The organism is Halomonas sp., from assembly GCF_034520545.1.
GTDB lineage: Bacteria > Pseudomonadota > Gammaproteobacteria > Pseudomonadales > Halomonadaceae > Halomonas.
The window spans coordinates 1-25,036 of record NZ_JAXHNN010000009.1; the positions used below are offsets into that span (position 1 = coordinate 1).

Annotated in this window: 25 protein-coding genes; 22 read left to right on the forward strand and 3 right to left on the reverse strand. The window is 58.3% G+C overall.

Annotated features, from left to right (window positions below; all coding sequences use genetic code 11):
- Positions 1–279: 279 nt before the first annotated feature.
- The 21 genes from U5L98_RS05000 to U5L98_RS18700 all read left to right on the forward strand — a co-directional run bounded on the left by U5L98_RS05000 (position 280) and on the right by U5L98_RS18700 (position 18,038).
- Entirely contained in the window at positions 280–1,575 is a 1,296-nt protein-coding gene (locus U5L98_RS05000) for a tyrosine-type recombinase/integrase (protein ID WP_322557247.1), read from the forward strand.
- A 923-nt stretch (positions 1,576–2,498) separates the two neighbouring features.
- The gene (locus U5L98_RS05005; RefSeq protein WP_322557248.1) at positions 2,499–2,693 is read left to right on the forward strand and encodes a helix-turn-helix transcriptional regulator; all 195 of its coding nucleotides are present in this window, start codon (positions 2,499–2,501) and stop codon (positions 2,691–2,693) included.
- Positions 2,694–4,334: 1,641 nt separating this feature from the next.
- On the forward strand, positions 4,335–4,655 hold the full coding sequence (locus U5L98_RS05010; RefSeq protein ID WP_322557249.1) for a DUF927 domain-containing protein: 321 nt from the start codon (positions 4,335–4,337) through the stop codon (positions 4,653–4,655).
- A gap of 191 nt (positions 4,656–4,846) precedes the next feature.
- Positions 4,847–5,122 carry a DUF927 domain-containing protein gene (locus tag U5L98_RS05015; protein ID WP_322557250.1) on the forward strand — a complete coding sequence of 92 codons (276 nt, stop codon included), beginning with the start codon at positions 4,847–4,849 and terminating at the stop codon, positions 5,120–5,122.
- Positions 5,119–5,277 carry a hypothetical protein gene (locus U5L98_RS05020; protein WP_322557251.1) on the forward strand — a complete coding sequence of 53 codons (159 nt, stop codon included), beginning with the start codon at positions 5,119–5,121 and terminating at the stop codon, positions 5,275–5,277. The genes U5L98_RS05015 and U5L98_RS05020 overlap by 4 nt, the downstream gene beginning before the upstream one ends.
- Positions 5,278–5,457: 180 nt before the next feature.
- Positions 5,458–5,721, forward strand: a complete 264-nt coding sequence (locus U5L98_RS05025) for a hypothetical protein (protein WP_322557252.1) — start codon at positions 5,458–5,460, stop codon at positions 5,719–5,721.
- Positions 5,722–6,269: 548 nt separating this feature from the next.
- Positions 6,270–6,422, forward strand: a complete 153-nt coding sequence (locus U5L98_RS05030) for a hypothetical protein (RefSeq protein WP_322557253.1) — start codon at positions 6,270–6,272, stop codon at positions 6,420–6,422.
- 1,342 nt (positions 6,423–7,764) lie between these two features.
- Positions 7,765–8,034 (forward strand): hypothetical protein, encoded by a 270-nt coding sequence (locus U5L98_RS05035; protein WP_322557254.1) that lies wholly within the window; start codon positions 7,765–7,767, stop codon positions 8,032–8,034.
- A gap of 532 nt (positions 8,035–8,566) precedes the next feature.
- The gene (locus tag U5L98_RS05040; RefSeq protein WP_322557255.1) at positions 8,567–10,033 is read left to right on the forward strand and encodes a class I SAM-dependent DNA methyltransferase; all 1,467 of its coding nucleotides are present in this window, start codon (positions 8,567–8,569) and stop codon (positions 10,031–10,033) included.
- Positions 9,942–10,547, forward strand: a complete 606-nt coding sequence (locus U5L98_RS05045) for a hypothetical protein (RefSeq protein ID WP_322557256.1) — start codon at positions 9,942–9,944, stop codon at positions 10,545–10,547. The genes U5L98_RS05040 and U5L98_RS05045 overlap by 92 nt, the downstream gene beginning before the upstream one ends.
- A 153-nt stretch (positions 10,548–10,700) precedes the next feature.
- Positions 10,701–11,090, forward strand: a complete 390-nt coding sequence (locus U5L98_RS05050) for a type II toxin-antitoxin system HicB family antitoxin (RefSeq protein ID WP_322557257.1) — start codon at positions 10,701–10,703, stop codon at positions 11,088–11,090.
- 516 nt (positions 11,091–11,606) lie between these two features.
- Positions 11,607–11,915, forward strand: coding sequence for a hypothetical protein (locus tag U5L98_RS05055; protein ID WP_322557258.1), 309 nt, complete (start codon positions 11,607–11,609; stop codon positions 11,913–11,915).
- A 345-nt stretch (positions 11,916–12,260) separates the two neighbouring features.
- On the forward strand, positions 12,261–12,521 hold the full coding sequence (locus U5L98_RS18695) for a hypothetical protein (RefSeq protein ID WP_416208207.1): 261 nt from the start codon (positions 12,261–12,263) through the stop codon (positions 12,519–12,521).
- 21 nt (positions 12,522–12,542) lie between these two features.
- On the forward strand, positions 12,543–12,725 hold the full coding sequence (locus U5L98_RS05060) for a hypothetical protein (protein WP_322557259.1): 183 nt from the start codon (positions 12,543–12,545) through the stop codon (positions 12,723–12,725).
- Positions 12,726–12,737: 12 nt separating this feature from the next.
- Positions 12,738–13,433 carry an SOS response-associated peptidase gene (locus U5L98_RS05065; protein WP_322557260.1) on the forward strand — a complete coding sequence of 232 codons (696 nt, stop codon included), beginning with the start codon at positions 12,738–12,740 and terminating at the stop codon, positions 13,431–13,433.
- Between the two features lie 169 nt (positions 13,434–13,602).
- Complete coding sequence (locus U5L98_RS05070) at positions 13,603–13,755, forward strand: hypothetical protein (protein WP_322557261.1); 153 nt, start codon at positions 13,603–13,605, stop codon at positions 13,753–13,755.
- On the forward strand, positions 13,752–14,525 hold the full coding sequence (locus tag U5L98_RS05075; RefSeq protein ID WP_322557262.1) for a type I restriction endonuclease: 774 nt from the start codon (positions 13,752–13,754) through the stop codon (positions 14,523–14,525). Before U5L98_RS05070 ends, U5L98_RS05075 begins: the two co-directional genes overlap by 4 nt.
- A complete protein-coding gene (locus U5L98_RS05080) occupies positions 14,522–15,313 on the forward strand; it encodes a DEAD/DEAH box helicase family protein (RefSeq protein WP_322557263.1) in 792 nt (263 codons plus the stop codon). Before U5L98_RS05075 ends, U5L98_RS05080 begins: the two co-directional genes overlap by 4 nt.
- 88 nt (positions 15,314–15,401) lie before the next feature.
- Positions 15,402–16,682, forward strand: a complete 1,281-nt coding sequence (locus U5L98_RS05085) for a type I restriction enzyme subunit R domain-containing protein (protein WP_322557264.1) — start codon at positions 15,402–15,404, stop codon at positions 16,680–16,682.
- Between the two features lie 451 nt (positions 16,683–17,133).
- Positions 17,134–17,604, forward strand: a complete 471-nt coding sequence (locus U5L98_RS05090; RefSeq protein WP_322557265.1) for a helix-turn-helix transcriptional regulator — start codon at positions 17,134–17,136, stop codon at positions 17,602–17,604.
- A 263-nt stretch (positions 17,605–17,867) separates the two neighbouring features.
- Positions 17,868–18,038: an ImmA/IrrE family metallo-endopeptidase gene (locus U5L98_RS18700; RefSeq protein WP_416208177.1), complete on the forward strand. Its 171-nt coding sequence runs from the start codon at positions 17,868–17,870 to the stop codon at positions 18,036–18,038.
- A gap of 184 nt (positions 18,039–18,222) precedes the next feature.
- Here the strand turns inward: U5L98_RS18700 and U5L98_RS05095 are convergent, their stop codons facing one another.
- Together U5L98_RS05095 and U5L98_RS05100 are read right to left on the reverse strand one after the other, a co-directional pair.
- Positions 18,223–19,149 (reverse strand): hypothetical protein, encoded by a 927-nt coding sequence (locus tag U5L98_RS05095; RefSeq protein WP_322557266.1) that lies wholly within the window; start codon positions 19,147–19,149, stop codon positions 18,223–18,225.
- A 1,834-nt stretch (positions 19,150–20,983) separates the two neighbouring features.
- Positions 20,984–21,211, reverse strand: coding sequence for a DUF4031 domain-containing protein (locus U5L98_RS05100; RefSeq protein WP_322557267.1), 228 nt, complete (start codon positions 21,209–21,211; stop codon positions 20,984–20,986).
- Positions 21,212–21,663: 452 nt separating this feature from the next.
- Here U5L98_RS05100 and U5L98_RS05105 point away from each other — a divergent pair, with 452 nt between their 5' ends.
- The gene (locus U5L98_RS05105) at positions 21,664–23,343 is read left to right on the forward strand and encodes an IS1634 family transposase (RefSeq protein ID WP_322557268.1); all 1,680 of its coding nucleotides are present in this window, start codon (positions 21,664–21,666) and stop codon (positions 23,341–23,343) included.
- 614 nt (positions 23,344–23,957) lie between these two features.
- Here the strand turns inward: U5L98_RS05105 and U5L98_RS05110 are convergent.
- On the reverse strand, positions 23,958–24,968 hold the full coding sequence (locus U5L98_RS05110) for a GSU2403 family nucleotidyltransferase fold protein (protein WP_322557269.1): 1,011 nt from the start codon (positions 24,966–24,968) through the stop codon (positions 23,958–23,960).
- Positions 24,969–25,036 lie beyond the last annotated feature (68 nt).

A 25,036-nucleotide genomic window follows, 5' to 3' on the forward strand; every position in this document is an offset into this window, starting at 1 on the left:
ACACAAGGGTTTCAGGAGGTTCCATAAGACTTCAGAAACCGCATGAACAGGGGCCTCCGGGCCCCTTTCTTGTGTCTGCACGTTTCATAGCATTCCTTGACATGCCCCCTTCCAAGGGGGCATAAATGGGGGCACAGCGTCGAAGCCAACAGCCTGATGCCCCCAAATACGCTAGAACCCGCGCCAGCCGAGGCCTAGTTGATAGAATGCCCCCATCCTTGGGGGCATCCGGTACCGCCGGAAGGGGGCATGAGCATTACATCATGTCGAGGTGCCCCCATGAGCCGCCAGACCAACAAGCTCTCTGCCACCGCCGTAAAGATGGCCAAGCCCAAAGACAAGGTCTTCAAGATGACCGACGGTGGCGGCCTCTACCTAGAAGTTTCCCCTACCAGCAGCAAGTACTGGCGGATGAAGTACCGCCATGCCGGCAAGGAGAAGCGCCTGGCCATCGGCGTTTATCCCGAGATCTCGCTGGTGGCCGCCCGTGAAGCCCGCGACGAGGCCAGGCGCCAGCTTGCCCAGGGAATTGACCCCAGCACCGCCAAGCGCATCGCCCGCCAGCAGGGCGAGAAATCCGCTGCCAACACCTTCATGGCCGTAGCCGTCGAGTGGCTGGAGAAAGTTCACCAGCACGATGTCGTGCCCGCTCACTACCAGCGTAACAAGCGCCGTCTCGAGCGCGACGCTTTCCCCATCATCGGCAAGCGGCCCATCTCCGAGATCACACCGCCCGAACTACTCGGCTGCTTGCGCCGCATCGAGGAGCGCGGCCATATCGAGACCGCCCACCGAGTGAAGACGCTGTGTGGCCAGGTCTTCCGCTACGGCATATCCACAGGGCGCGTCGAGCGCGACCCGACTCCGGACCTGCGGGGCGCCCTTCGACCCAGCAAGACCAAGCACTACGCGGCTCTGACTGATCCAAAGGAAGTGGTCGGGCTCCTGCGTGCCATCGACGGCTACGGCGGCCAGCCCACCACCATCGCCGCCTTAAAGCTGGCGCCATTGGTCTTCACCCGCCCCGGCGAGCTTCGCCAGGCCAAGTGGGCCGATATCGACCTGGAAGAAGCCACATGGACCTTTGAAGCGAGCAAGACCGGCCAGCCCCTCATCGTTCCCCTCCCCCACCAGGCGGTGACGATCCTGCGAGATCTGCACGGGCTGACCGGGCGCACCGAGTTTGTTTTCCCCGGCATCCGCAGCAGCAAGCGCCCCATGAGCAACGCCACGATCAAGGCCGCACTGGACCGGATGGGCTTCAAGGGCGAGATGACCGCACACGGTTTCAGGGCCATGGCCCGCACGATCTTGGCCGAGAGACTGAATTACCCCGAGCAGTACATCGAGCAACAGTTGGCGCACGCGGTGAAGGACAGCAACGGTCGCGCCTACAACCGGACCTCACACCTGGAACAGCGCCGAGAGATGCTGCAGTCATGGGCCGACTACCTAGACGCCCTTCGAGATGGTGCTGACGAACGTGGTGCCGATCCACACCGGCACCTGAGCCACGCGGCGAACGCCGCCACCGTTGGCCTCGGTCAGAGCCGATCTGGCCGGATGCATGGCTGACATCCCGCCATGTCCCGCCAGCCTTCCTTCAGCTCACTGGAGTGCGTCGAGGAGTCGACGTAGATGGCTGATGAGGAACTTGGCAATTCGGATCGGGACCCGAGATAACGTCGCACGAGTACACCGACATTGCTGGCGCTATATGGAAAGGGTCATAATGAACTTGTTCAGCGGCTCAACGACGAGGTTGCCAGAGCCTTATACGACGAGGGCAGGCAGTTCTTCTGGAGATGCTGGAGCAGATAGGCGCCTGGAACCTGAAAGCGACAGTGCTCCGATGAGGCACTTGGACACGAGTCCGTTATGCGCTGACAGCTGGTGGGGCGCAGCCTGACTGCCGAGCACGAGGAAGCAAATCTCCATGATGACGAGGCCGAGCTGCGTTACTCCGAGGCATATGTATGCCGTGGCCGTACGGTCGGCAGCCATGAAAGCTGCCAAGCACTGTTCAGCACGACGACGTTGCATGTCTCTAATCGCCGGTCCATGCTCGTGGCCATGACGAGGGCAAAAAAATACAGCAGCAGGGCCGAAAGTGGTGAAACAGACAGCTGCTACCCAGATTTCCTGAAAGACCAGGCCCGTAAGGCGCGTCGGCGATGGAGCTTCAAGAAGTGAACGGGGACGCTAATAGGGATCAGCTGATCCGTCGCCATGAGACGGGCGATAGCCGGGCGATGAAAACGCTGGGGGTCTCGGCGGCGATATAACGTGGAGGGATATTCGAAAAATCAATTGTCGGTGTTAAAGGAGGCACCTTGAAGACTATGCGAAGAAGGGTGAGAACGACTACCAACCGAAATATTTTACGAAATCCGAATAAACTAGGCATGTACAGAATCCTAAAATTCTCCATTTTCCCACGATGCGTCATGACGATCCCCCTAGACACTAGGGCGTGGATTCAATTACCGCGAGGAATCATGGGAGCACGCTGGTTCACAGCCCAGCCCTCATCCGCCGCCCCGAGGTTCTGCGCCGCCGTGGCATCTCGAACTCGACCCCTGCACCGGCTCATCCATGCCGGCGACTCTCCGGCCCCGATCCAGCTTGGCCCCCGCGCCGTCGCGTGGGTCGAGTCGGAGGTCAATGGCTGGATCGGGCAGGCGAATTTATGAGAGCCATCGTGGTGCCCAACTGACCAAGTGGGAGGTGGAGTGATGAGCTATCTACGAACCGCTATCCGGATTCAGAGCCTCTCTCTGGCTTTCGATGTGGCCGCGCGGGAGGTCACCGCTGTGCCGATGGCATGGGCAGGGGCTTTACGTTGTGAGCTTCGGTGACGGAGGGCCCGGTGAGTGCGGCCGGCTTATTACCACCTGACCACGTTCTGGTGCCGTCGCGCGCGCTTGCGCCGCGCTTTGGAGTTGTTCTGGCCACCCCGGGCGTTGGTCCTAGCCTCCGTGAATCGATAGCCGAGGAGTTTGCCTGCAGCCCAGGGCCATGGAGGAAGGTCGGCTGACGCCGGCGGTGCGTGCGGCACTCGCACGAGCTGTTACAGCATGAACGTTGCCGGGTGCGATCCATCCACATCGCCAGAAAACAAACCACCGTCGGAGACTGACTGGAGGTAGAAATGATTGATCAACATCCCACTGGGCCTTTCCAGACCAGCAGTCATGGGCAAGATCCCTGCCTGAATTCTGAAGCCCATCCCTCTATTCCTGATCGCGCCTATCTGGATGGCCAGGGGGATCGGCGGGGCCCCTCTGAGACATGACCGGTGCCACCCTCATCAATCCGCTCTACTTCGTGGATGGGCAGATCAGCCTCGAGCACGCGCGAGGCTGGGGCCGATTCCACCCTGAATAAGGCGTCCCCTCGGTGGGAAAGGGCGTATCCGGCACAGTGTCGCTTATCCGACCAGTTGTCGGCAGCCGGTATCGTGTTGGTGGGGGTGCAGTATTCTGCAGGTGCTGCCGCCCACAAGACGACTGGGCTACCTGTCGTGATCGTCCCCAATCTGCGGGAACCTGCCGCCGGTCGCACAGCGGACTGCGAAAAGCTCTTCCGTCAGGAAGTTCTCGGTGGCCACTTTGGTCGAGGATGACAGCAGGGGGTATCACAATCCTGACATCACCAGCGCTGATTTCCTGCAGCCCACGCGCCGCCGCCATGCCACGCAAAACCCAGGAGCCGGAGCAGATCGAGCGCATCTGCTCCGCGGTCGGGTGCCATGGTCCGGCAACTGAGAGCAGATCAGCCGCCCACCGTCGACCATGACCATCGCCGTGAGGCGGAGGAGCAAGTGATCCATGCAGAACTCGGAAACGAAGACGCCCTCCCTCGCCAGAGGGCAGGCGCCGACACCTAATGCCGCGAATATTCGCTATCGGTTTGCCAGCCATCAAATAGCGGGCTGGCCGAGGGCACACCTTGGATTTGCGTCCGATAGTGCTTCATATTAAAGGTGGAGCCGACACCCGTGAAGAAAGAGAGGGAACCGAGGGGGCACAGGGAAGATGGTCCGGGGGTGAGGTCTGGTGCATGGCAAAACTAGTGCGGTTAGATGACACCTACCTTGCTCCCTCTTAGCGAGTGACTCTCAGAGGACGCTAAGGAACCAGCCGTCACCGCACCTGAGCGAGGAGATCGACGCGCGCCAGGAGGAGCCACTTCCTGCCAAAGGAGAAGCGACCCAGCTTCGCCACCCCGCTACGCCAGCTTCGTGCTGGAGGATGGAAAGCGGCGCCCTGCCGGCCTGTGGTGGCACGGGACCAAGCTGCAGGGCGGCGAGTTGGTCAATGTGGACGTGCGCATTGCCCGACCCCATTCGAGGTGGCCGGCCGGAATCAGGCCGCGATGAGCACGGCGGCAACTTTGGTCGGCAACTGCGCTTCGTCAATGCCGAGGGGCAGACCTGCAAGCGCATCTCGCCCATGCGCCTGCTCAGCGAGGGCGGGACCGATCTGCGCCGGCGAGCTTCTGGACATGGGGCAGACCCAGGCAGCCTGGAGCACCGGGCCGAGCTGGCCGAGTTCATCATGGAGAGCAGCCCGAAGGCTCGCATCGTCGCCGCCACCACCACCGGCTGGCACGACGACGTGCCGCGCCTTCGTGCTGCCCCACCCGGACGCTGAGGCGATCAGGATTACAGCTTCAGTGCCGAGGCGATGCGCGCCAGGCTGCTTCGAGAGCTGCGCGGCAGCTTGGACGGCTGGCAGGCGGGAGGTGGCCGGTCGCGCGCAGGGGCAACCCCATTCCGCTCACCTGCTTGCGCGCTGGCACTCGGCGGGGCCGCTGATCTGGCCGGCGAAGCAGCAGGCGGCAGGTGGACTCGGTCTTCACCCTGCGTGGCGCCTCCGGCGAGGGCAAGACCACCGGGCTGCAAGCGGCGGCCAGCGTCTGGGGAAGCCCGCAGTTCCTTCGACCCTGGAGTGCCACTGGCAACGGTATCGAGGCATTGGCCGCCAGCCAGAACGACACCTGCATGGTGCTCGACGAGCTGAGCCAGGCCAGCCCCTTCGAGGTCGGCGGCATGGTGCTACATGGTGGCCAATGGCGTCGGCAAGCAGCGGGCGGCTGCGCACTGGGAGGTGGTCGGTGACGCTCGACGGCTGGCGGCTGGACTGCTGCTGGTCCAGCGGCGAGCGCGCCCTGGCTTCTCACTTGAGCGAGGCCGGCAAGACGACCAAGGCGGGACAGGATGCGCGACTCCCTCGATATCCCCGCCACCGGGCGCCGCCACGGCGCGTTCGATGATCCGCACGGCATGGCCCAAGCGAGCTTCGCCAACGCGATCAAGACCGCGACGGCGGAGACACCTTCGGCCACGCCGGCATGGCCTTCATGGGCGTGCTTGCTGCGGTGCGGGACTGACCTACCCCGGAATCTACCGTGACCTGATGCCGAGACCCCGCCTTCAGCGCCGAGACCGATGGCGTGGCCAGTCGCGCTGCTGGCGCCTTCGGTCTGCTGGCGACGGCCGGCGAGCTGGCCACCGAGGCGGGTATCACCGGCTGGCAGGAGGGTGAGGCGCTGGAGGCAGTGAGCACCTGCTTCGCGCTGTGGAAGGCCGAGCGCGGCAGTCTGCCACCGGAAGATGCCGCGATCCTCAATGGCGTAAACGAGTTCATCCAGCGCCACGGCGAGGCCCGCTTCGCTCCCGTGCACTTCAGATGGCAGCGACCCCAGGCGTACCAATGACCGCGCCGGGTTCTGGTCTGACGCCCAGGACGGCCGCGTCTTTTACTTCTACAGCGGCGCTTTGCAGGAAGCCGTCAAGGGCTTCGACGTCAGAGCAGTCAGCGCCGCACCTCGACCGCAGCCGGGCTGGCTCTATGGGAGAAGAGGGGGCGGCCAGCGTTCGGTCGACAAGCGCGTTTCAGCGCAACACGCAACGTCTCGATGCCGTTTCGCCCCAGGAGGTAGAGTAACGAGTCTTCGAAACCTAGTGCCGGGGGCGGGAAGCGGAAGCCGTCTACCCCTCCTGCTCCCTCTACTTCATGCTCAGGGGGAACAGAAAAATTCTACGAAAATCAGGCGTGTTCCTCTTGTTCCTGATTTCTCGTGAATATGCCGAGGACAAGGTTCGCCCGTCGACAGAAACAGCTGTCAACGATACTGAGTCAGCCGGCCCACAGTCCCGAGCCCGAAGTCGACATCGAGCCAGCTTTTGGATCATGCTGCGTTTCGATGGCCCCGGTGGGAGAGCTCAGGGACGCTGTTGACGACGAGATCGTCGGAGCGGCCGCATGGCGCCCTCCTGCCGCTGGATAACCAGGCCCGCATCGAAGCTGATCAGGATACTCGACGACCTGCTGACGCAACCTGATGATGGTTACCGGGACGCGATCGCGCTCCTGCAGGAGCACGGTGAAATTCAAGAAGGAATGATGGCTGGGTAGATAGGTCCGACTGGATCGACTGGATAAAGCGGAAGTGTCCTTTAATCCTGATGATGTCATTTTCCTTCGAATGGGGCTCTGGGCCTCCTGGCGCGCTGCAAGCGAGCATGGCCTTGCGCTACGTGATGACTTGGTGGGCGGCCGCGAAAATGAGCCGAAGGTTGTCCGGCAAGGATACTGCCGGACGATGTGCTGCCAGTAAGATGCTGCCCCTGTAAAGAATGAGAGAGTCGAGGTGATGCGCAGTCTCAGGCAGCGCTCCCGCTACGGAAAAGTTTAACCCGATTCAGCCCGCTACCGCTGATAGCTCGCTTTAATAACGAGGCCTGGGGGCGAAGAGTGATGTGGTTTCAAGGTTGTCTTGGCGACATTCATTCCTCCCTCCGGGCTGAAGATCAGCCCTGAAAAGCCATCCGGGAGGATCGCACCATGAGCCCTGATGATGGGACGCTATTGAGCAGGACTATCGCGCCGGCCAACTTTCCATCCGCTCATCTCGCCGCCAGGCACGCGGGCATCCCCGAGTCGACCGTCCGCAGCAAGGCCAAGGCCTGAAGGGCTGGCAACGGGACCTGACCGGGAGGTGAGAGCGGCCACTCAAGCCGAAGTCGTCGCGCACCTCGCGCAGTGGAATCCGGCACGCCGATGACGCCGAGATCATCGACCAGGCGAGCAGCGAGGCCGTAGCCCTGGTCACCGAGCATCGCCATGCGGTGGCCCGTTGGCGGCGAATCGCAGACCGCCTGGCCGGGACCCTGGAGGCCCTGCCCATTCGCGAGGATAACGCTGACCGCTTCGCGCGAAGCCTCAACAGCGGCATTGACGCCCTGGCCAAGGCGATTCGCTCAGGCCAGGCCGACAGTATCGATGACGATAGCGGCCCGAAGAGCTCAAGAGCTTCACGGAGTCGATGGCGGAGGTGGCACCAGACCCTTCGTCCAATGAATCGGAGCGATGATGATGCTTTGCTCGGGAACAGCGACCGATGACCTCGGAAGCCAGGCCGACCGCCCATCGGGTCGACCAGCACATCGGTCCAACTGGCAGCCTTGTCGAAGTCGGTCCGAGAGAAAGCCATCCCTGGCAAGAGCAATCCCTGAAGGCCGAGGATGCCGCGAGCTACAGGACGGCCGTGGCCGAAGACTTCCGGCGACACCCTGACTCGTCAGCCTGGCGCACCGTCCGAGTAGCGCTGCTGTAGGATCGGCCGACATCGCCGGCAGTAGCCTGCGGCGCGATCTTGCCCTCCGGCCGACGACATAGCCGAGCTTGTCGCTGGCGCGCGATGTGACGCGTGGACCTTATTCTGCGGCTCAGGGCACATCACAGGGAGGAGTGGGCCATGGAGCAGAGCATCGATGCGTTTGGCACGGGACTGGGTTCGTTGGCTGGTGGATCATCGGGCTATTGGTGGTGCCTTGGATCGCCGTCATCGCCGCCGCCCACGATCAGCGGGAACTCGATGCTGGGGGCGGCCTTCATCGGGCTCTTCGGCACGCCGCTCGATCGGGCTGCTCTACGTCATCGCGCAACCGGTCAACCAGCCGGTGCTGGACGAGCGCGCCATCCGCAGCGGCAAGCTGCGCCGCTGCTCCAAGTGCATGAGCCCTAAGCATCCGTCGGCAGCCTTGTGTCCGCAGTGCGCAACCGGGGATCACCGTACTGATGCCCCCGTATGCGGTCACACCCACCCCAGGCTACACCCAGCTACCGCCCCCCCGCTGACCAGGCCGGCACCGGCCCCGTCAGGCGCTGAGCAAGCGACTCAGGCTCAAGCCGCATCGATGGCTCACATCCTCCAGCACCAGCCGGACCTGCTCGCTGGTCCGAGCCCCAGCAAGCACTGAGGCCGAGGAAGAGGACGAGCGCGCGGTCTCACGACTCCCCTCGACAGCGATCTACCTCACGGCATGACGGTGGACGAGGAGTACTTCGAGCGTGCCGAGACGGATACCTCGGCTGACCGACGAGTTCCGCCGCAAGATGGAACAGCGCCGCGACTAGCGAGATCGCCACAGCCCGTGGTGCCCGAAAGGCAGACTCGGTGATGAGCGGCGGGGTGCTCCTTGCCCCTCACTCGCGCTTCGCCGCGCATGATGGTCTGTCATCCATCCTCGTCGGCGCCAGACAGGCGGGGACGCATCGTGAACACGGAGAGTCACTCTCAGCTGGCGGCCTTCATCTGGTCCGTGGCGGATCTGCTGCGCGGCGATTTCAAGCAGTCCCAGTACGGCCGCATCATCCTGCCCTTCACCCTGCTGCGGCGCCTGGAGTGCGTGCTGGAGCCGACCAAGGCCGCGGTGCTCGACGCCGCCCAAGCCCACCAGGCCAAGCCCGAGGCGGTGCGCGAGAAGCTGCTGCTGCGCGCCGCCGACCAGCCCTTCTTCAACGCCTCGCCGCTGACGCTCGGCACGCTCTCGGACACCCAGACCGCCGACGACCTGATGAGCTACGTGCAGTCGTTCAGCCAGGACGCCCGGGAGATCTTCGAGCACTTCGAGTTCGAGGGCTTCGTCCAGCAGCTCGGCGCCGGCAACCTGCTCTACCAGGTGGTGCAGCGCTTCGCGTCCATCGACATGAGCCCGCAGCGGCTCACCAACTACGGCATGGGCCTGGTGTTCGAGGAGCTGATCCGCAAGTTCGCCGAGAGCTCCAACGAGACGGCCGGGGAGCACTTCACCCCGCGCGACATCGTCCACCTGACCACCTCGCTGGTGCTCACCGGCCAGGACGACAAGCTGCGCCCCCATGGCATCGTCACCGTCTACGACCCCACCGCGGGCACCGGCGGCTTCCTCTCCGAGAGCGACGAGTACATCCAGCAGGTCAGCCGCGACGTCACCGTCTCGCTGCACGGCCAGGAGCTCAACCCCGAGTCCTACGCCATCTGCAAGGCCGACATGCTGATCAAGGGCCAGGGCGTGGACCAGGTGAAGCTCGGCAACACCCTCTCCGACGACCAGCTGCCCGGTAACCACTTCGACTTCATGCTCTCCAATCCGCCCTTCGGCGTGGAGTGGAAGAAGGTGCAGAAGGCAATCACCGACGAGCACAACCACAAGGGCTATGACGGCCGCTTCGGCCCCGGCCTGCCGCGGGTCTCCGACGGCTCGCTGCTGTTCCTGATGCACCTGGTGAGCAAGATGCGCCCGCGCCAGGAGGGCGGCTCGCGCATCGGCATCATCCTCAACGGCTCGCCGCTGTTCACCGGCGGCGCCGGCAGCGGGGAGTCCGAGATCCGCCGCTACCTGCTGCAGCACGACCTGGTGGAGGCCATCGTCGGCCTGCCCACCGATCTGTTCTACAACACCGGCATCGCCACCTACGTGTGGATCCTCTCCAACCACAAGCCCGCCGAGCGCCGCGGCCAGGTGCAGCTGATCAACGCCACCGGCCGGGCCAGCAAGATGCGCAAGTCGCTGGGCAGCAAGCGCCAGTTCGTCGCCGACCGCGACATCGAGGAGATCGTGCGCCTCTACGGCGCCTGCCAGGAGAGCGAGGAGAGCAAGACTCTTCCCGGTGGAGGCCTTCGGCTACCGGCGCATCACCGTGGAGCGCCCGCTGCGCCTCAACTTCCAGGCCAGCCCCGAGCGCCTGGCCAAGCTCGATGACGAGAAGCCGCTCCAGAAGCTCGCTGAGGCCGAGCGCGAGGCGATCAAGGCCGCCTGCGCCACCCTGGACCCGGCAAAGCTCTATACCAACCGCGACGCCTTTACCAAGGCGCTGAAGGCCGCACTCAAGTCGGCAGGCATCAAGGTCGGCGCCCCGGTGCAGAAGGCCATTCTCAACGCGCTATCCGAGCGCGACCCCGAGGCCGACATCTGCCTCGACAAGAACCGCAACCCCGAGCCCGACACCGGCCTGCGCGACAACGAGAACGTGCCGCTGGACGAATCGGTGTTCGACTACTTCGAGCGCGAGGTGAAGCCCCACGTTCCCGACGCCTGGATCGACGAGGACAAGCGCGACCCGCTGGACGGCCGCATCGGCATCGTCGGCTTCGAGATCCCCTTCAACCGGCACTTCTACCAGTTCACCCCGCCGCGCCCGCTGGAGGAGATCGACGCCGACCTCAAGGCCTGCACCGACCGGATCAAGCAGATGATCGAGGAGCTGTCGGCATGAGACATGCGCTGCCGTTTTGTTGATGGAGCGTGAACTCCAGAGGTATTTTTGATTGATTAAAATCTGCCCATCGGCACCGTCAACAGCATCAGGAAGCAAGCCGGGCTGAAGTAGCCCTGCGCGCAGGGCTTCACCTCGGCAGGAGAGAGAACAATGCAATATCCCATCGCCATCGAATGGGGTGACGAACACACCGCCACCGGCATCCTGTTCCCGGATATTCCCGGAGCCATCACCGCCGGCGACACCGTCGAGCAGGCGTACGAGATGGCTGTCGAGGTCGCACACATCCAGTTGGAAGAGCGCGCTGCCGCTGGGGAGGCGATTCCCATGCCCGGCGATATCGCCGAGCACCGCCAGAACCCCGATTTCGCCGGCTGGGGCTGGGGGCTGGTCGAGATCGATATCACCCCCTATCTGGGCAAGACGGAGAAGGTCAACGTCACCCTGCCTGGCCGCGTGCGTGAAGCAGATCGATCAATACGTGACCCTACACGGCATCAAGAGCCGCTCGGCCTTCCTGACCCGAGCGGCCCTGCATGAGCTGGAGCGCAACGCCGAATGAGCTTTCCGAAATACCCCGAATACAAGGACTCCGGCGTCGAGTGGCTGGGGGAGGTGCCGGTGCACTGGCAGATCGTACCCCTGAAGTAGTTGCGACTTACAATGACGAGGTATTGCCGGAGAGCACGCCTGACGACTACCTCATCAAGTATGTCGAGATTTCAGATGTGGATGAGCAGCTCGGCATCACCGGCTGGTCCGAACATTCTCATGCATCAGGCGACCACGAGGTACGCGTCGAGTCCGAAGGATGGAGTTGTCACTGACTCAACGGTGGCAACTATCTGCGCGCTACTGCTCCGGTGGTAGAGCCACCTTGGATGTTGCTGGAAGTATCCACAGGGATTTTGCGATGTCAGCTGGCATGCACCAGTCGGCGATTACTGCCATTACTCGCATTGTCTGGGATATCACGCTTTCAGTGTCTGAGTCGAGTTCATGCATCAAGCTATCAATCGATCTGCGAGTTGGCGTTAGCTATCGAGCGATCAATGCGTGAGCATCTGGCAGTGTGCCTGCTCGCCAGTCCCTCCATGGAAAGAGCAGCAAACCATTGCGTCCTTCCTCGACCACGAAACCGCCCGCATCGACGCCTTGGTGGAGGAGCAGCAGCGCCTGATCGAGCTGCTCAAGGAGAAGCGCCAGGCGGTGATCTCCCATGCCGTCACCAAGGGGCTGGACCCCGATGTGCCGATGAAGGACTCCGGGGTGGAGTGGCTGGGCGAGGTGCCGGCGCATTGGGATGTAGTTGCCGGCTATCGTACGATATCCGCTATGGAGATGCAAGACGGGACTCTGGCATAGTGGACTGATATACCTGTGCAGATGTCCATACTTCTGAGTATTCCGATGTTCATGATGGGGGCTGATCAATGCACAGGGTCTGCCACTTATCGATCTTCGATCAAGTGATAAGTCAGACGGCAACGCTTTCAGCTCTCGGAAGACGGACTTGGTCATTAGTGAAGGTGGCAGCTATGTCGGGCGCTCTGCCATCTGGCGTGGTGAGCTGAGTGAGGTTGCATGACCAATAAAGCACTTATCAGGCTCCGGCCTCAGACTCCACACTGTGAATACAGAGATTATTCGTGCTTCTTTATCCGCTGATGCAGATGTCGACGCTCAAAGGTTGTATCTGTTGCAAGGCTGATCCGACGATCAACTATTGATCATCTCACAGCTGAGCAAGTCAGATGCCAAGGTTGCCTGTTGCCTCCTCTGGGTGAGCAGAAGGAAATAGCACGCTATTTGGAAAATGTCAGTATCAAACTGGAGCGTCTGACTGAAGAGGCTCAAGCGGCAATGATGCTCGCTGCAGGAGCGCCGCTCCGCCCTGATCTCCGCCGCCGTCACCGGCAAGATCGACGTCCGCGGCTGGCAACCGCCGGCAGGCTCATCAGTTTCCACTGAAACCAGCCAAGCGGAAGTGGTATGACCGAACTTTCACCGGATACGCAGGAAATGCTCGATAGCCTTCGTGCTGCCGTGACTGAAGAATTGGAGCGCAAACAGCGTATGGGACACTATGCCGTGTTCTGGCAGGACGGGAAGCCCGTCTTCATCGGTGAGGATGCACCGCACTATCCTGATGATACTGATAGCCAACCGCGCTGACGGAGCTTTCCCATGTGCGGCCGCTTCGCCCTCTACAGCGACTTCCCCAGCCTGGCAGCCTCCCTCAAGCTGCCGCTGGTCGAGGGCGAGCTGACGCCGCGCTATAACGTTGCGCCGGGCACCTGGATTGCGGCAGTACGTCGGCATGACGACAGCGGCCAGTTGAGCCTGGATGCGCTGTGGTGGGGCTATCGTCCCCACTGGGCCGATGACAAGGCCCCGCAGCCGATCAACGCCACCGTCGAGAAGGTCGCTACCTCTAATTACTTCCGCGGCGCCTTCGCCCACCATCGGTGCCTGGTGCCGGCAAGCGGCTGGTACGAATGGCAAACCGTCGATGGCCACAAGCAGCCTCACTACTTGACCCGCCGCGACGGCGAGCCGCTGTGGTTCGCCGGCATCTGGACGGAGCGGCCAGACGGCCAGCCCGGCTGCGCGATCCTCACCGAACCTGCTCGTGGTGTGGCGAAGGAAATCCACCCGCGCATGCCGCTGATACTGGACCAGCAGAGCCTCGAGCCCTGGCTCGATCCAGATCTGACCGAACGCGAGACGATTCGCCAATGCGTTCATCATCTGGACCACGAGCAACTTACCCACTGGCCGGTGAGCCCTCGGGTCAATAAGCCGGTGGAGGATGATCCGGCGTTGGTCAGAGGCTGTGTAAGGTTGGCGGTGGCTTTTGTGCGCTTGTCACCGACGGCGTAGGCTAAGGGAAACAAAGACCGATTCGCAGGGGATCGTATGGCGGACAGCAGGGAAGCCCGCTTCCAGCAGGACATCATCGAGGCCATGACGGCCCACGGCTGGAAGGCCGGCCCGGCCGAGCGGCTATGACCGCGCCTCGGCGCTCTACACCGAGGATCTGCTCGGCTATGTGCGCGAGGCCTGGCCGGAGCGCTGGGAGAAGTTCTGCAAGGCCAATCCCCAGGCGCCCGAGCAGGTGTTCGTGCAGAAGGTCGGTCCGCGAGCTGGAGCAAGCGCGGCACGCTGGAAGTGCTGCGCCACGGCTTCAAGGTGCCGGGTGTGAAGTTCGACCTCTGCAGCTTCCAGCCCGACCACGGCATGAACCCGGAGGCCCTGGCGCGCTACCGCGCCAACCGCCTGCGGGTGGTGCCGGAGGTGTCCTACTCGCCCCATGCGCGGCGCGGGGAGTACAACCCGCGTCTGGACCTGGTGCTGTTCGTCAACGGCATCCCCACCGCCACGCTGGAGCTCAAGAGCGCGTTCAAGCAGTCGGTGGAGAACGCCAAGCGCCAGTACCGCCACGACCGCCCGACCGAAGGATCCCATCACCCGCAAGCCCGAGCCGCTGCTGACCTTCCGGCGCGGCGCGCTGGTCCACTTCGCCGTGAGCCAGCAGGAGGTGGCGATGACCACCCGGCTGGCCGGCAAGGAGACCACCTTCCTGCCCTTCAACCAGGGCACCGAGGACGGCGGCGCCGGCAATCCCCCGCCCCCGGACGAGCAGAACTACGCCACCGCCTACCTGTGGGAAGAGGTCTTCGCCCCGGACGCCTGGCTGAAGGTGCTCGGCCGCTTCCTGCACCTGGAGAAGACGACCAGCGAGGACTTCCACGGCCGGCGCACCACCAAGGAGACGCTGATCTTCCCGCGCTACCACCAGTGGGACGTGGTCAACCGCCTGGTGCAGGCCACCGCGCGCCGAAGGGGCCGGGGCAGCGCTACCTGGTCCAGCACAGCGCCGGCTCGGGCAAGTCCAACTCCATCGCCTGGGTGGCCCACCAGCTCGCCATCGCTCTACGCCGACGACGGCGGCCAAGCTGTTCAACTCGGTGATCGTGGTCACCGACCGCACCGTGCTCGACAGCCAGCTCCAGGACACCATCTACCAGTTCGAGCACGCCCACGGCGTGGTGCGGCCCATCACCCGCGACATCGGCAACCAGAGCAAGTCGGAACAGCTCGCCGAGGCGCTGGCCAGCAACACCCGCATCATCATCGTCACCATCCAGACCTTCCCGGCGCTGTTCGATGCCCTGGACAAGCGCCCGGAGCTGGCCCGTGGCCGCTACGCGGTGATCGCCGACGAGGCGCACTCCTCGCAGACCGGCAGCTCGGCCAGCAAGCTCAAGGCGCACTCGCTGCGGCGGTCGAGGCCAGATGCCACGAGGGCGAGGAGAGTCGAGCGCGCGAGGAGCTGCTGGACGCGGCGTGTGGACGCCGCCGGCCGCACGCCCACCGAGCGCATCAGCTACTACGCCTTCACCGCCACGCCCAAGGGCAAGACCCTGGAGCTGTTCGGCCGGCCGCCGGATCCCGATCTACCGGCCGGCGCCGACAACCTGCCCGAGCCCTTCCACCTCTACTCCATGCGCCAGGCCATCGAGGAGGGCTTCATCCTCGACGTGCTGCAGAACTACGTCACCTACAACACCGCCTGGAAGCTGGCCCACCCGGACGGCGAGGACCAGGAGGTGGATGCCGCGCAAGGCCTCGGCGCACGCTCGCCCGCTGGGTGCGCCTGCACCCCTACAACATCAGCCAGAAGGTGGAGGTCATCGTCGAGCACTTCCGCAAGAACGTGCGCCACCTGCTGGACGGCCAGGCCAAGGCCATGGTGGTGACCAGCAGCCGCCAGGAGGCGGTGCGCTACGCAGCTGGCCATGCGCGCAATACGTCGAGCAGCAGGGCTACGACGACGTCCACCCCCTGGTGGCCTTCTCCGGCAGCGTGCCGCCGGACGAGGTGATCCCCGAGGAGGTCACCGAGCACAGCGCCCTGCTCAACCCCGGCCTCAAGGGCCGCGACATGGCCGAGGCGTTCGACACCGACGAGTACAACGTGATGATCGTCGCCAACAAGTTCCAGACCGGCTTCGACCAGCCCAAGCTCTGCGCCATGTACGTGGACAAGAAGCTCCAGGGCGTGGACTGCGTGCAGACCCTCTCGCGGCTCAATCGAGTCTTTCCCGGCAAGCAGACCTTCATCCTCGATTTCTTCAACGACCCCGAGGAGGTCCTCGCCGCCTTCGCACCCTACTACCGCAGGGCCGAGCTGGCCGACGTCTCCGACCCCAACGTCGTCTTTGATCTTCAGCGCAGCCTGGATGCCAGCGGTATCTACCACTGGCAAGAGGTGGAAGCCTTCGCCACGGCCTTCTTCGACCCCAAGGTCCCGGCGTCGAGCCTCAGCTATTACTGCCGCCCCGCCCAGGACCGCTTCAAGCACCGCTACCAGTCGATCCTCGAACAGATCCGGACCTGGCAGGAAGAACGGCGCCAGGCCGAGCGCAACGGCGACAACAAGGGCATCAAGCGCGCCGACCAGGAGCTCAAGGACGCCGGCACCACCCGCGACGAGCTCGACCTCTTTCGCAAGAACCTGCAGAGCTTCGTGCGTACCTACGAGTTCCTCAGCCAGATCGTGACCTTCGACGACCGCGAGCTGGAGCAGCTGTGCGTCTTCGCCCGCCACCTCCACCCGCTGCTGCGCATCGACCGGCTTATGGAAGAAGACCCCATCGACGTCAGCGAGCTCGACCTCACCCACTACCGTCTCACCAAGCGCGCCGAGCATCGCCTGCAGCTTGAGCAGCAAACCGGCGACTACGGCCTCAAACCAGTCAGCGAGGTGGGTTCCGGCAAACCCCATGACCCCGAGAAGCAGCGCCTCGCCGAAATCATCGACAAGCTCAACGACCTCTACGGCGCCGAGGTCAGCGACGACGACAAGCTGCACTTCGCCAACGGCATCGCCGACCGCATCGAACGCGACGAGGCAGTGATGGCCCAGGTACGCAACCACAACGAAGACCAGGTGATGCATGGCCTCTTTCCGAAGCGAGTCACCGACGCCGTGCTCGACGCCATGAACGACCACGAGAAGCTCTCCATGCCTTTGCTGGAGGATGAGGAGACAGGACGGCAGTTTGCGCTGTTGATACTGAAGCTAATGACAGAGAGGACCGGGGGAGATGTGAAGCCAAGTACGTGATTTTTCCGCCTACGGGGTAATGAGGGTCTGTCCCCGATTATTGTATTGTGCGATTATTGGTGCTTAGGCTCGAATAATTTTTCTAGATATCTGGGTTTGAAATTTGGAAAAGCAGCGTGGGATGTCCCTAATATTAGCTTTTGAAACTGAGCAGCTCAGGGAAATATGCCGCAGTGAGGTAGTTGCCTATAGGCTGCTGCCACTACCTGTGGTAAAGATGTTGCTCCGTAGGATTGCTGATATTAGGGCAGCAACCTGCATTCTAAGAATCCCGGTAGGAAACCCAACTCAGGTTGACGGAAAACCTCCAGGAAAAGTATATATTGATCTTTGCGACGGTTACTATTTGAATATTGTAGCGCAGCCCACCATAAAATTCCTTTAGATGAGCATGGGAATGTGGCATGGGATGATGTTTCAAGAATAAAGCTTCTTGATATTGGAGGCCGCTATGAATAATTCACATGCTTTCCAGCCTAACTGGGCTTCACCTCCTGGAGAAACAATTCAGGAGATAATGTCAGAAAAGAAGATTACTGTTTCTGATTTTTCTGAAAAGGCTGGCATTGGTATAAAGTTTGTAAATTCTTTGCTTTTAGGCAATGAGAAGATTACGGGCGCGTTAGCGGACAGGCTAGCTGATATCTTCGGAGCTGATAGCGACTTTTGGCTCAATAGAGAAGCTCAATACCGCGAAGATATTGAGAGAATATTCAAGGCATTGAGTGAAGAAGAGGAGAGTTGGCTAAATAAGTTTCCTGTAAAAAGCATGCAAAAACTTGGATGGCTTCCAGAGGAAAAAGTTCAGGCAAAGAAGTTTTTGCATTGTCTAGATTATTTTAACATTGACAATATTGAACAATGGAGGGATCTTCAGGAAGCCCATTACGGGAATATAATGTTCAGAACATCCAACATTTGAACAAGAGGACGGAGCAGTAGCTGCATGGCTTCGGCAAGGAGAAATACTTGCAAGCCGTATTGACTGCAAGCCGTTTAGCAAAGCTATTCTTCACGATAGCATAAAGGATATTCGAGCTTTAACAAATAAAAAAGATCCTGAAATTTTTGTTCCTGAACTAAGAGAAATATGTTCGAAAAGTGGTGTAGCTATTGTAGTGGCAAAAACTCCAAGATGGCTGTAGAGCTAGTGGAGCAACTAAAAAGTTTAGTGGCAATAAAGCTTTGCTGATGCTTAGTTTTAGATATCTCTCAGATGATCACTTTTGGTTTACTGTTTTTCATGAGATTGGACACTTATTGTTACATGACATTGCTGACGTGCATATTGAAGGCATGGACGATGAGGATGATGTCCAAGAGCAAGAGGCTGACTTTTTTCGAATGATGTCTTGATTCCTCCTGAATATAAAGAAGCTTTCTTTAATCTTAGGAACGATTATAGAAGCGTTATAAAATTCTCTAAAAAAATTGGAGTTGCTCCAGGTATTGTTGTTGGTCAAATGCAGCATCGCGAGATGATTGAAAAGAATCATCTGAATAAACTTAAAGTTTCGTTATTCTTGGAGAGATATTTTGTCTACCCTCTAAATTTAATGTATCTGCCCGGAGTCTTTTGCCAGTTGCAAAGAGAGTCCTCCAGAACTTGCATTCCAACTTGGAGGATCTCATCTATTTCAGTAAGCCTTTGTTCAAGGAGATCATTATTGATGTTAGCTGATGTTGTACCTCCAAAAAGTAGTTTGGCTCCGCTTAGCGGACCTGTAGCTTCCTTCAAGTAAGCCTGGTCGGCAATGATGTTTGCAATTCCAACTTTAGAAATCATTGTCAAGTAATCGAATTTTGCGGTTCGACCGAAGCGATTAACGACATCCATAGAATGATAAAGCTTATTAAATGCTAAGCGCGGGTCTCCTCCTGCATCAGTTATTGTATCGTCAAATAAATCGTAATGAGATCCATGTTCTGTTACCCAGTCTACATAACTCTCTATCACAGCACCGGTCCACCCCCGCTTTGCTGGAGTTAAAGATTCGTATTTCCTATGATTTCCAAACTTTCTTCCGCCGCTTTTTAATATCTTTTGGTTGTGAGCAATCCAATTTGAGAGCGCGAGAGGATTTTTTGAAACTGTTTGCCAATCCCAAAGACCGTTTCCTAAGCATCCATAAATATCCTTAATTAACAGCCAATCTGTACCAAGTGCTTTGCCAAAGTGAATTGATAAAAAAATTAACCAAGACGCTTCTTCATTATTTCCATGCTGCTGATACCATACAGCTGCCCGAATAGGGTCGAAAGCTGTATCATTTGGATTAGTTCTGTTTCTACTTACTTGGCGTGACCTAACCGTAGAGACATACTCAATGCGCCTAATGCTGTCTACCATTTGAGCTACTAAGGCATCTTTATTTTCAGGAGGTTGAATGCCGGGCATTAGCATGCCTTGTTGTTCTAAGGTAGTCAATCTGGAGTTAATCTCGTTTTCAAGCGTTACCCTATTCATTCTAAAAGACTTCCTCTGCATTTTTAGTTATCCATGATTGTATCTGTGCCCTGACTTGCGCTGTTACACCAAAGCTGCTCTGAATGTTGTGGTTATAGCCAAGAACTTTTATTTTGCGGTCCATTGGTATTCCCGATATTTTACTCAACTCTCCTTCATAGGCAATACCAGAAACGCCATGGCCACCTGTTTCTCGGCAATATCCACTCTTCTTTAGGATAAGAGTGGAGGTTAATATCCGTCATTTTGGAAAATGTTTCAACAACCGTCCTTCCGTTAAGAATAACAATCTTTATTGGAGAATTCTTAATGGTTTCACCTAAAAATATTTTTGAGGCTTTTAGTAGTTCAGCTTTTTGTCGTGATGAAAGGTCCGCCCATTTTTTCTCAGTCGCATACGGTATTAGGTCTGATAATGACAAGCATGGAATAAAGGACTATAAAAAGAAAAGCTTGTATTTCCTATAATCTTATCTAAGGCTTTAAACCAACCATCATAAGGATTGTTAAAAAATATCTCTGTGCATGAGGTATATATGCTATATAGATGTTCTTTTGTAACATGAATCCCAGCTTTGAATTTTCAACGAGTTAAGAGTATGAAATCGTCTTTCACTACCAGCTAACTCAACATTATTAGGTAGAAACAAACTCTCTATTGCTAGGGTTTAGCCCGACAGTTGCAATCTCTGCTTTGCTAGGATCGCCAAAATAAGGTATTGGACTTGCCCACTCAATGATTTCGAGATTTGACCTCAATAAAGGAATCAAAGTTTCAACCATTTTATTTAGGGTCGATAATTGAAAGTCATTAAATTTTGATTCAGTCTTAGAGGAAGGCATAGCTTTCATCCTTATTTTTGATGTATCTGAGTCGCTTGTCTAAGTAATGGTTGTATATATTATATTTAAGAGACGATTTGATTATTTTTAACTCATAAATATTGTTATGATTATGGCTGTGCCAATAGAACTGAAGAAGTTTACCTATGTCCGACCAATACGGGGAGCTCGAAGTAATTTGCAACATCTACTTGATTCCCGTGGCGTACGTTAGTTTCAAATCTTATCAGGTTCCTTATGTTTGTTTCAATGTTGGCTGTAGGCATAATAGGCATTTCTTCTAAATCTTGCCAGCCTTCTCTCATAAAACGCATAGCGGCTTCAATGTCACACTCATATAAATGCATACTTGTCACATAATGATTATAAACACCTAATTTTAAGCCAAGCCTTCGAGCAACTATCTGTTCGGATCATATGAAGAAAATGTCATGAGGAAGACCTCTGTACATATCATTTGAGCGCATACAAGTGAATAAGTGGAGTTTTTCATCCCTGATCATGAACTGGAGCGTACATGTGCAGGGTACATCCTTGTGAGTTTTTTTTTATATCTTTGCCTGAAAAGATTTGGACAACAGCTTTCCTACTACTTGGGTTTTGTTTGAGTATTTTTATTATGTTTTCGATTTGGCTTTTTTGGGACCAAATAGTCTAGGTCCATAGCCACCATAAATGGTTTTTCCATCATCTGAAAAATGATGATAGTCTTTTAAATAATACTGTATTTGCTTAAGGTTATTTGATCCACTTAAATACCAAATTAATTCGCCAAGACAACTGAATATAGTACCCTTTCCCTCTGTCATACTAACCCTGGAGCGGGGGTTGTTGAGTCTTATTAGCACTGATTGCTTCTCGTAATTAGGTCCTTTTGTCGAATTAACATAATCCCATTTCCTCGTGGAAAATTTTCCGTAGAGTCGCATCAAAATGTCATCTAAAGACTGTTCTTCTAAGTACATGTCTTGCTTCCCCCTAGCGTAGCTTATTAAAAACCTAGTTTAAGCTGGGCTTGAGTGTGGTTATTTTTTTTATTTTGCTCTTCTTTCAATCTTTTTGCACAATATATAATTTGTTTTTTTGACCCTATTTTAGCGCCTTTGGCAAGAGCAATGCTTCTTGTCTTTAATGTGATATCATAATGAGGGTATGAGGCTGATGGTTGGAACCATTTTCTTTTTAACCCAATGTCGTCAGCAAACGCATGGAGTTCCATCTAAGTTGTCTGCTACTAAATGACACCAAATTTTGTTCGCCCAAATAATTCTTGCGTTATCTACATATATGGCCATTTTGTCTCTTGCTTATTGGGAGTTCTTTATGAATATCGATAGTTGTTTCATGATACTTTATACGCTGTTAAAAATCTAGGGTTTGATTTCAGTGCAACAAGTTGTTTTTGGTTTTGTTTGTTAGAAAATTGGGCCGTACCCCAATATCGCTCCGATATCGAAAAGGCAAGCTGTAGCTCGAAGACAAGCGCGGCCATGTGGTCAAACGGGAAATCGGGGTACCCGAGTTCGACACTTCCAGGCCGATTTTGACCGGAAATCGGTACCTGCGGTCTGAGAATTCAGCCACTTAGCCAATTTCGGCCGAATTCTTGTAGTGACACGTTTTTCTCTTGGATCCTTGCCAGCAGTGACATTGGGGGTCTATGGTGATGACATGTTCGTCAAAGTCACCAAATCCGGCCCGCGTCGCTATGTGAAGCTCGTCGAATCCTTCCGCGACGAGGCCGGCAAGTCGCGCCAACGCGTGATCGCGACGCTGGGTCGCCTCGAGGCCGTCACTGCCGGGGAATCCAGCGCGCTGATCAACGGCTTGCTGCGCGTCTCCGGCCAGCCGACGCTCGACGAAGGCACCGGCGAGACCGACTTCGCGCCGGCGCGCTCGGTGGGTGACACCTGGCTGCTGACCTCGCTCTGGAAAGAGCTCGGATTGGATGACGCCTTCCGCCGCGTGCTGCGCACCAAGCGGCAGTTCGATGCCGAGCGGCTGCTGCGGGTCATGGTGTTCAACCGTCTCTGCGATCCGGAATCCAAGCTCGGTGTGCTGCGCTGGCTGGAGGATGTGCTGGTGCCCGATGTCGACACGGCCTCGATCAGCCATCAGCAGCTGCTGCGCACCATGGATACCCTGTCGGAGTGCAGTGAAACCCTTAATGACGTGCTGGCTCAGCAACTCAAGCCGCTGATCGATCAAGAGCTGTCGATCGTCTTCTACGACCTCACCACGATCCGAGCCGAAGGCCAGACGTCACTCGAGGGTGATGTCCGCCATTACGGCCCGTCGAAGGAGGGCGGGATCGCCCGCCAGTTCATGTTGGGTGTCGTGCAGACGGCAGAAGGGCTGCCCATTCATCACGAGGTATTCGATGGCAACATGGCGGAAACCAAGACACTGTTGCCGACCATCGAGACCGTGACAAAGCGCTTCAAGGTGCGGCGTGTGGTGCTGGTCGCCGACCGTGGCCTGCTCTCCCTGGACAACCTGGAAGCCCTGTCCGCCGTGCGTATCGAGGGTCGTCCCCTGGAATTCATCCTGGCGGTGCCCGGCCGACGTTACGGCGAATTCGATGACCTGCTGAAGACGTTTCATCAGACGCATTGTCAGGACGCCGATCACGAAGCCTACGGCGAGATGGCCTGGCAGGGGCATCGCCTGATCGTGGCGCACCGCCCGGACGTCGCCAAGGCGCAGACAACCGCGCGCGATCAGAAGATCGAGGCGCTACAGGCCGATGCGCGGCAGTGGTTCGAGAAGCTGGACAACCAGGATGCCGGACGTCGCTATCGCGGCAGAAAGCTCTCCGATCCCGGCGTGACGGCCAGGTTCTACAAGGCCGTCACCGACGCTCACCTCGGCCATATTCTCAAGGTCGACCTGACCGCTGAGACGTTCAACTACGTGCTCGATCAACGGGCGCTGGATCGCGCCAGGATGATGGATGGCAAGCTGCTGCTGGTCACCAACATGGCCGACCATGCGCCTGAGCAGATCGTCGAACGCTACCGGGCGCTGGCAGACATCGAGCGTGGCTTCCGGGTGCTGAAGAGTGATATCGAGATCGCGCCGGTCTACCACCGGTTGCCGGAGCGTATCCGCGCCCATGCGCTGATCTGCTTCCTGGCCTTGGTGCTTTACCGCGTACTGCGGATGCGGCTGAAAGCCAGTGATCACACGCTTTCGCCGACGCGGGCACTGGAAATTGCCCGCAAGATCCAGTTCCACCAGGTCCTGCTTCACCGTCGCGAGACGGCGAGCGGCCTGACCAAATTGAAGCCTGAACAACGCGACCTTTTCGAGGCGATTGGCCTGCCGGCACCTGCCGCATCACGCTTGTAGTGCCAATTTTGAAAAGGCGTTTCCAGGTTAATCAATAGTTTACGCTTCTATCTGTCGAACTCGGGGGGGTACGTCCCCGATTTCCTTGCTAGTCGCACTTAGGCACTGAAGTCGGGCTTCATGTCTCATCCGCAACATGCCGATGACCGAGTTTTTCTCCCCACAGCATGCCGATGGGTACGGCGTTGCAGCCTGGCACTTTCAGCTTCACGCAGTGGCGGCCGGTGTAGATTAGCATGCCGCCCTGGAATTGCTTGCCGGCCTGGTCGGCGAGGCGAGCGAGACCGGCGGCGTCCTTGGCCTGAACGCTCGCGGAGCGTTTGACTTCGACGCCTCATATTTCCTCGTAATAATCGGGACGTACCCCGATTTCCTTGTCTGTCGCCCTCAGGGGCTCTGGCGGTCGGGCTTCAAGGCTCAGTCACAACATGCGCCTTGGACAGCAGCAGGAGGATGGCGGAGCCGGTAAGCAAGAAGCGCCCCGGCGAGCGGTCTCGGTCCTCCACCGACTTGATCGCCAGTAATAACTCGGGTGCGCGTTGGTCCTCGTCCAGGGTGACGCGCTCAGGCAGGTTTTCGATGAAACCAATCTCGGTCTTTTTCTGTGACCTGCATCACACATCGAAGTCATCGAGCGCTTCTTCGGCTTGCTGCGTAAGTAGGTGAGGGAAGGCTCGCTTCACGGCGTTCGTAGTGGGTAGCTCCTTGAGTTCATGGTGGAGGAGGGTGGCGACCAGTCGTGCCTGGGCTTCATCACGGTGGCGTTTCAGGGCGTCGCGGTCGGGTTGCTGGCTGACGTGCCACTTGTGCAATACGAAGGCTCTGGGATCTATCGTGGTCAAGCGCAGTGGCATGCCGCGCTCGTCGAATACCACGGCCTCGAAAAGTGGCGAGGCCAAGGCCCACTTGAGCGAATCGATCCCCACGGGCTTCAGATCGCCGGCGTCAAGGTGGCGTTCGAACTCACTGACCGCCATGGGCGAAGTCACCTGGGTGATCAGATCGATCATATAGCCCTTGGCGTTGGCGGCGCGAAACTCGAAGGGGCCCGGAGTCATGGGTTTAAAGCTGCGATCACTCGCCTGAATGATGGATAGCAGTGTTTTCCCCTCGAGAGCGGTAACGATGCGAAGGCCCTGGCGAGCATCCATCAACACGTCCATGTCCGCCGTGGCCAGGTGTTGGGGCTCGATCATCACGCCGGCACGGGCTTCAAAGGCGTAGAGCGCGCTGGTACCGATGATGCGAAAGGGGATGCCGTGCCGTTGTAGGGCGCGGATCACCCTCGCTCCGGGAGTCGGGAAGCGGTTCAGCCGGTTTGCGCGTACATAGGCGGCATGCAAGAGCAGCTGTTCCTTCAAGCTCGCATCGCGGGTCTTGAACTCGGCCTTACCGGCATCGAATGTCTGCTTGATACGCTCCGTTTCTTCCGAGCGGGGCCCGATCGAGTGGTTCTTGCCGCCGGTGTAGCAGCGGTAGAGGTAGTCGCGGCCCTTGATCCGCTTCCAGTGCATCGATCCCTCCACTTGCCGTGCCTGGGCGCGATGTTGCTCCAGCGCCTCGAATAGCTGGATGGCGTTGACAGCCACACGGGACTGTTCGGGCTGTAGGCGAAGGTAAGACATGGAAGCGTCGCGTTAACAAATATAGAATGCAGTATCGGATAAAATTTGTTAACACGCCAGGGTCGTGC

Bases quoted from the DNA above. Each gene is read 5' to 3' on its own strand.
- U5L98_RS05000 (WP_322557247.1), top strand. From the start codon at position 280: ATGAGCCGCCAGACCAACAAGCTCTCTGCCACCGCCGTAAAGATGGCC.
- U5L98_RS05005 (WP_322557248.1), top strand. From the start codon at position 2,499: ATGGGAGCACGCTGGTTCACAGCCCAGCCCTCATCCGCCGCCCCGAGG.
- U5L98_RS05030 (WP_322557253.1), top strand. From the start codon at position 6,270: ATGGCGCCCTCCTGCCGCTGGATAACCAGGCCCGCATCGAAGCTGATC.
- U5L98_RS05035 (WP_322557254.1), top strand. From the start codon at position 7,765: ATGGAGCAGAGCATCGATGCGTTTGGCACGGGACTGGGTTCGTTGGCT.
- U5L98_RS05050 (WP_322557257.1), top strand. From the start codon at position 10,701: ATGCAATATCCCATCGCCATCGAATGGGGTGACGAACACACCGCCACC.
- U5L98_RS05060 (WP_322557259.1), top strand. From the start codon at position 12,543: ATGACCGAACTTTCACCGGATACGCAGGAAATGCTCGATAGCCTTCGT.
- U5L98_RS05065 (WP_322557260.1), top strand. From the start codon at position 12,738: ATGTGCGGCCGCTTCGCCCTCTACAGCGACTTCCCCAGCCTGGCAGCC.
- U5L98_RS05090 (WP_322557265.1), top strand. From the start codon at position 17,134: ATGAATAATTCACATGCTTTCCAGCCTAACTGGGCTTCACCTCCTGGA.
- U5L98_RS05095 (WP_322557266.1), bottom strand. From the start codon at position 19,149: ATGAATAGGGTAACGCTTGAAAACGAGATTAACTCCAGATTGACTACC.
- U5L98_RS05100 (WP_322557267.1), bottom strand. From the start codon at position 21,211: ATGGAACTCCATGCGTTTGCTGACGACATTGGGTTAAAAAGAAAATGG.
- U5L98_RS05105 (WP_322557268.1), top strand. From the start codon at position 21,664: ATGTTCGTCAAAGTCACCAAATCCGGCCCGCGTCGCTATGTGAAGCTC.
- U5L98_RS05110 (WP_322557269.1), bottom strand. From the start codon at position 24,968: ATGTCTTACCTTCGCCTACAGCCCGAACAGTCCCGTGTGGCTGTCAAC.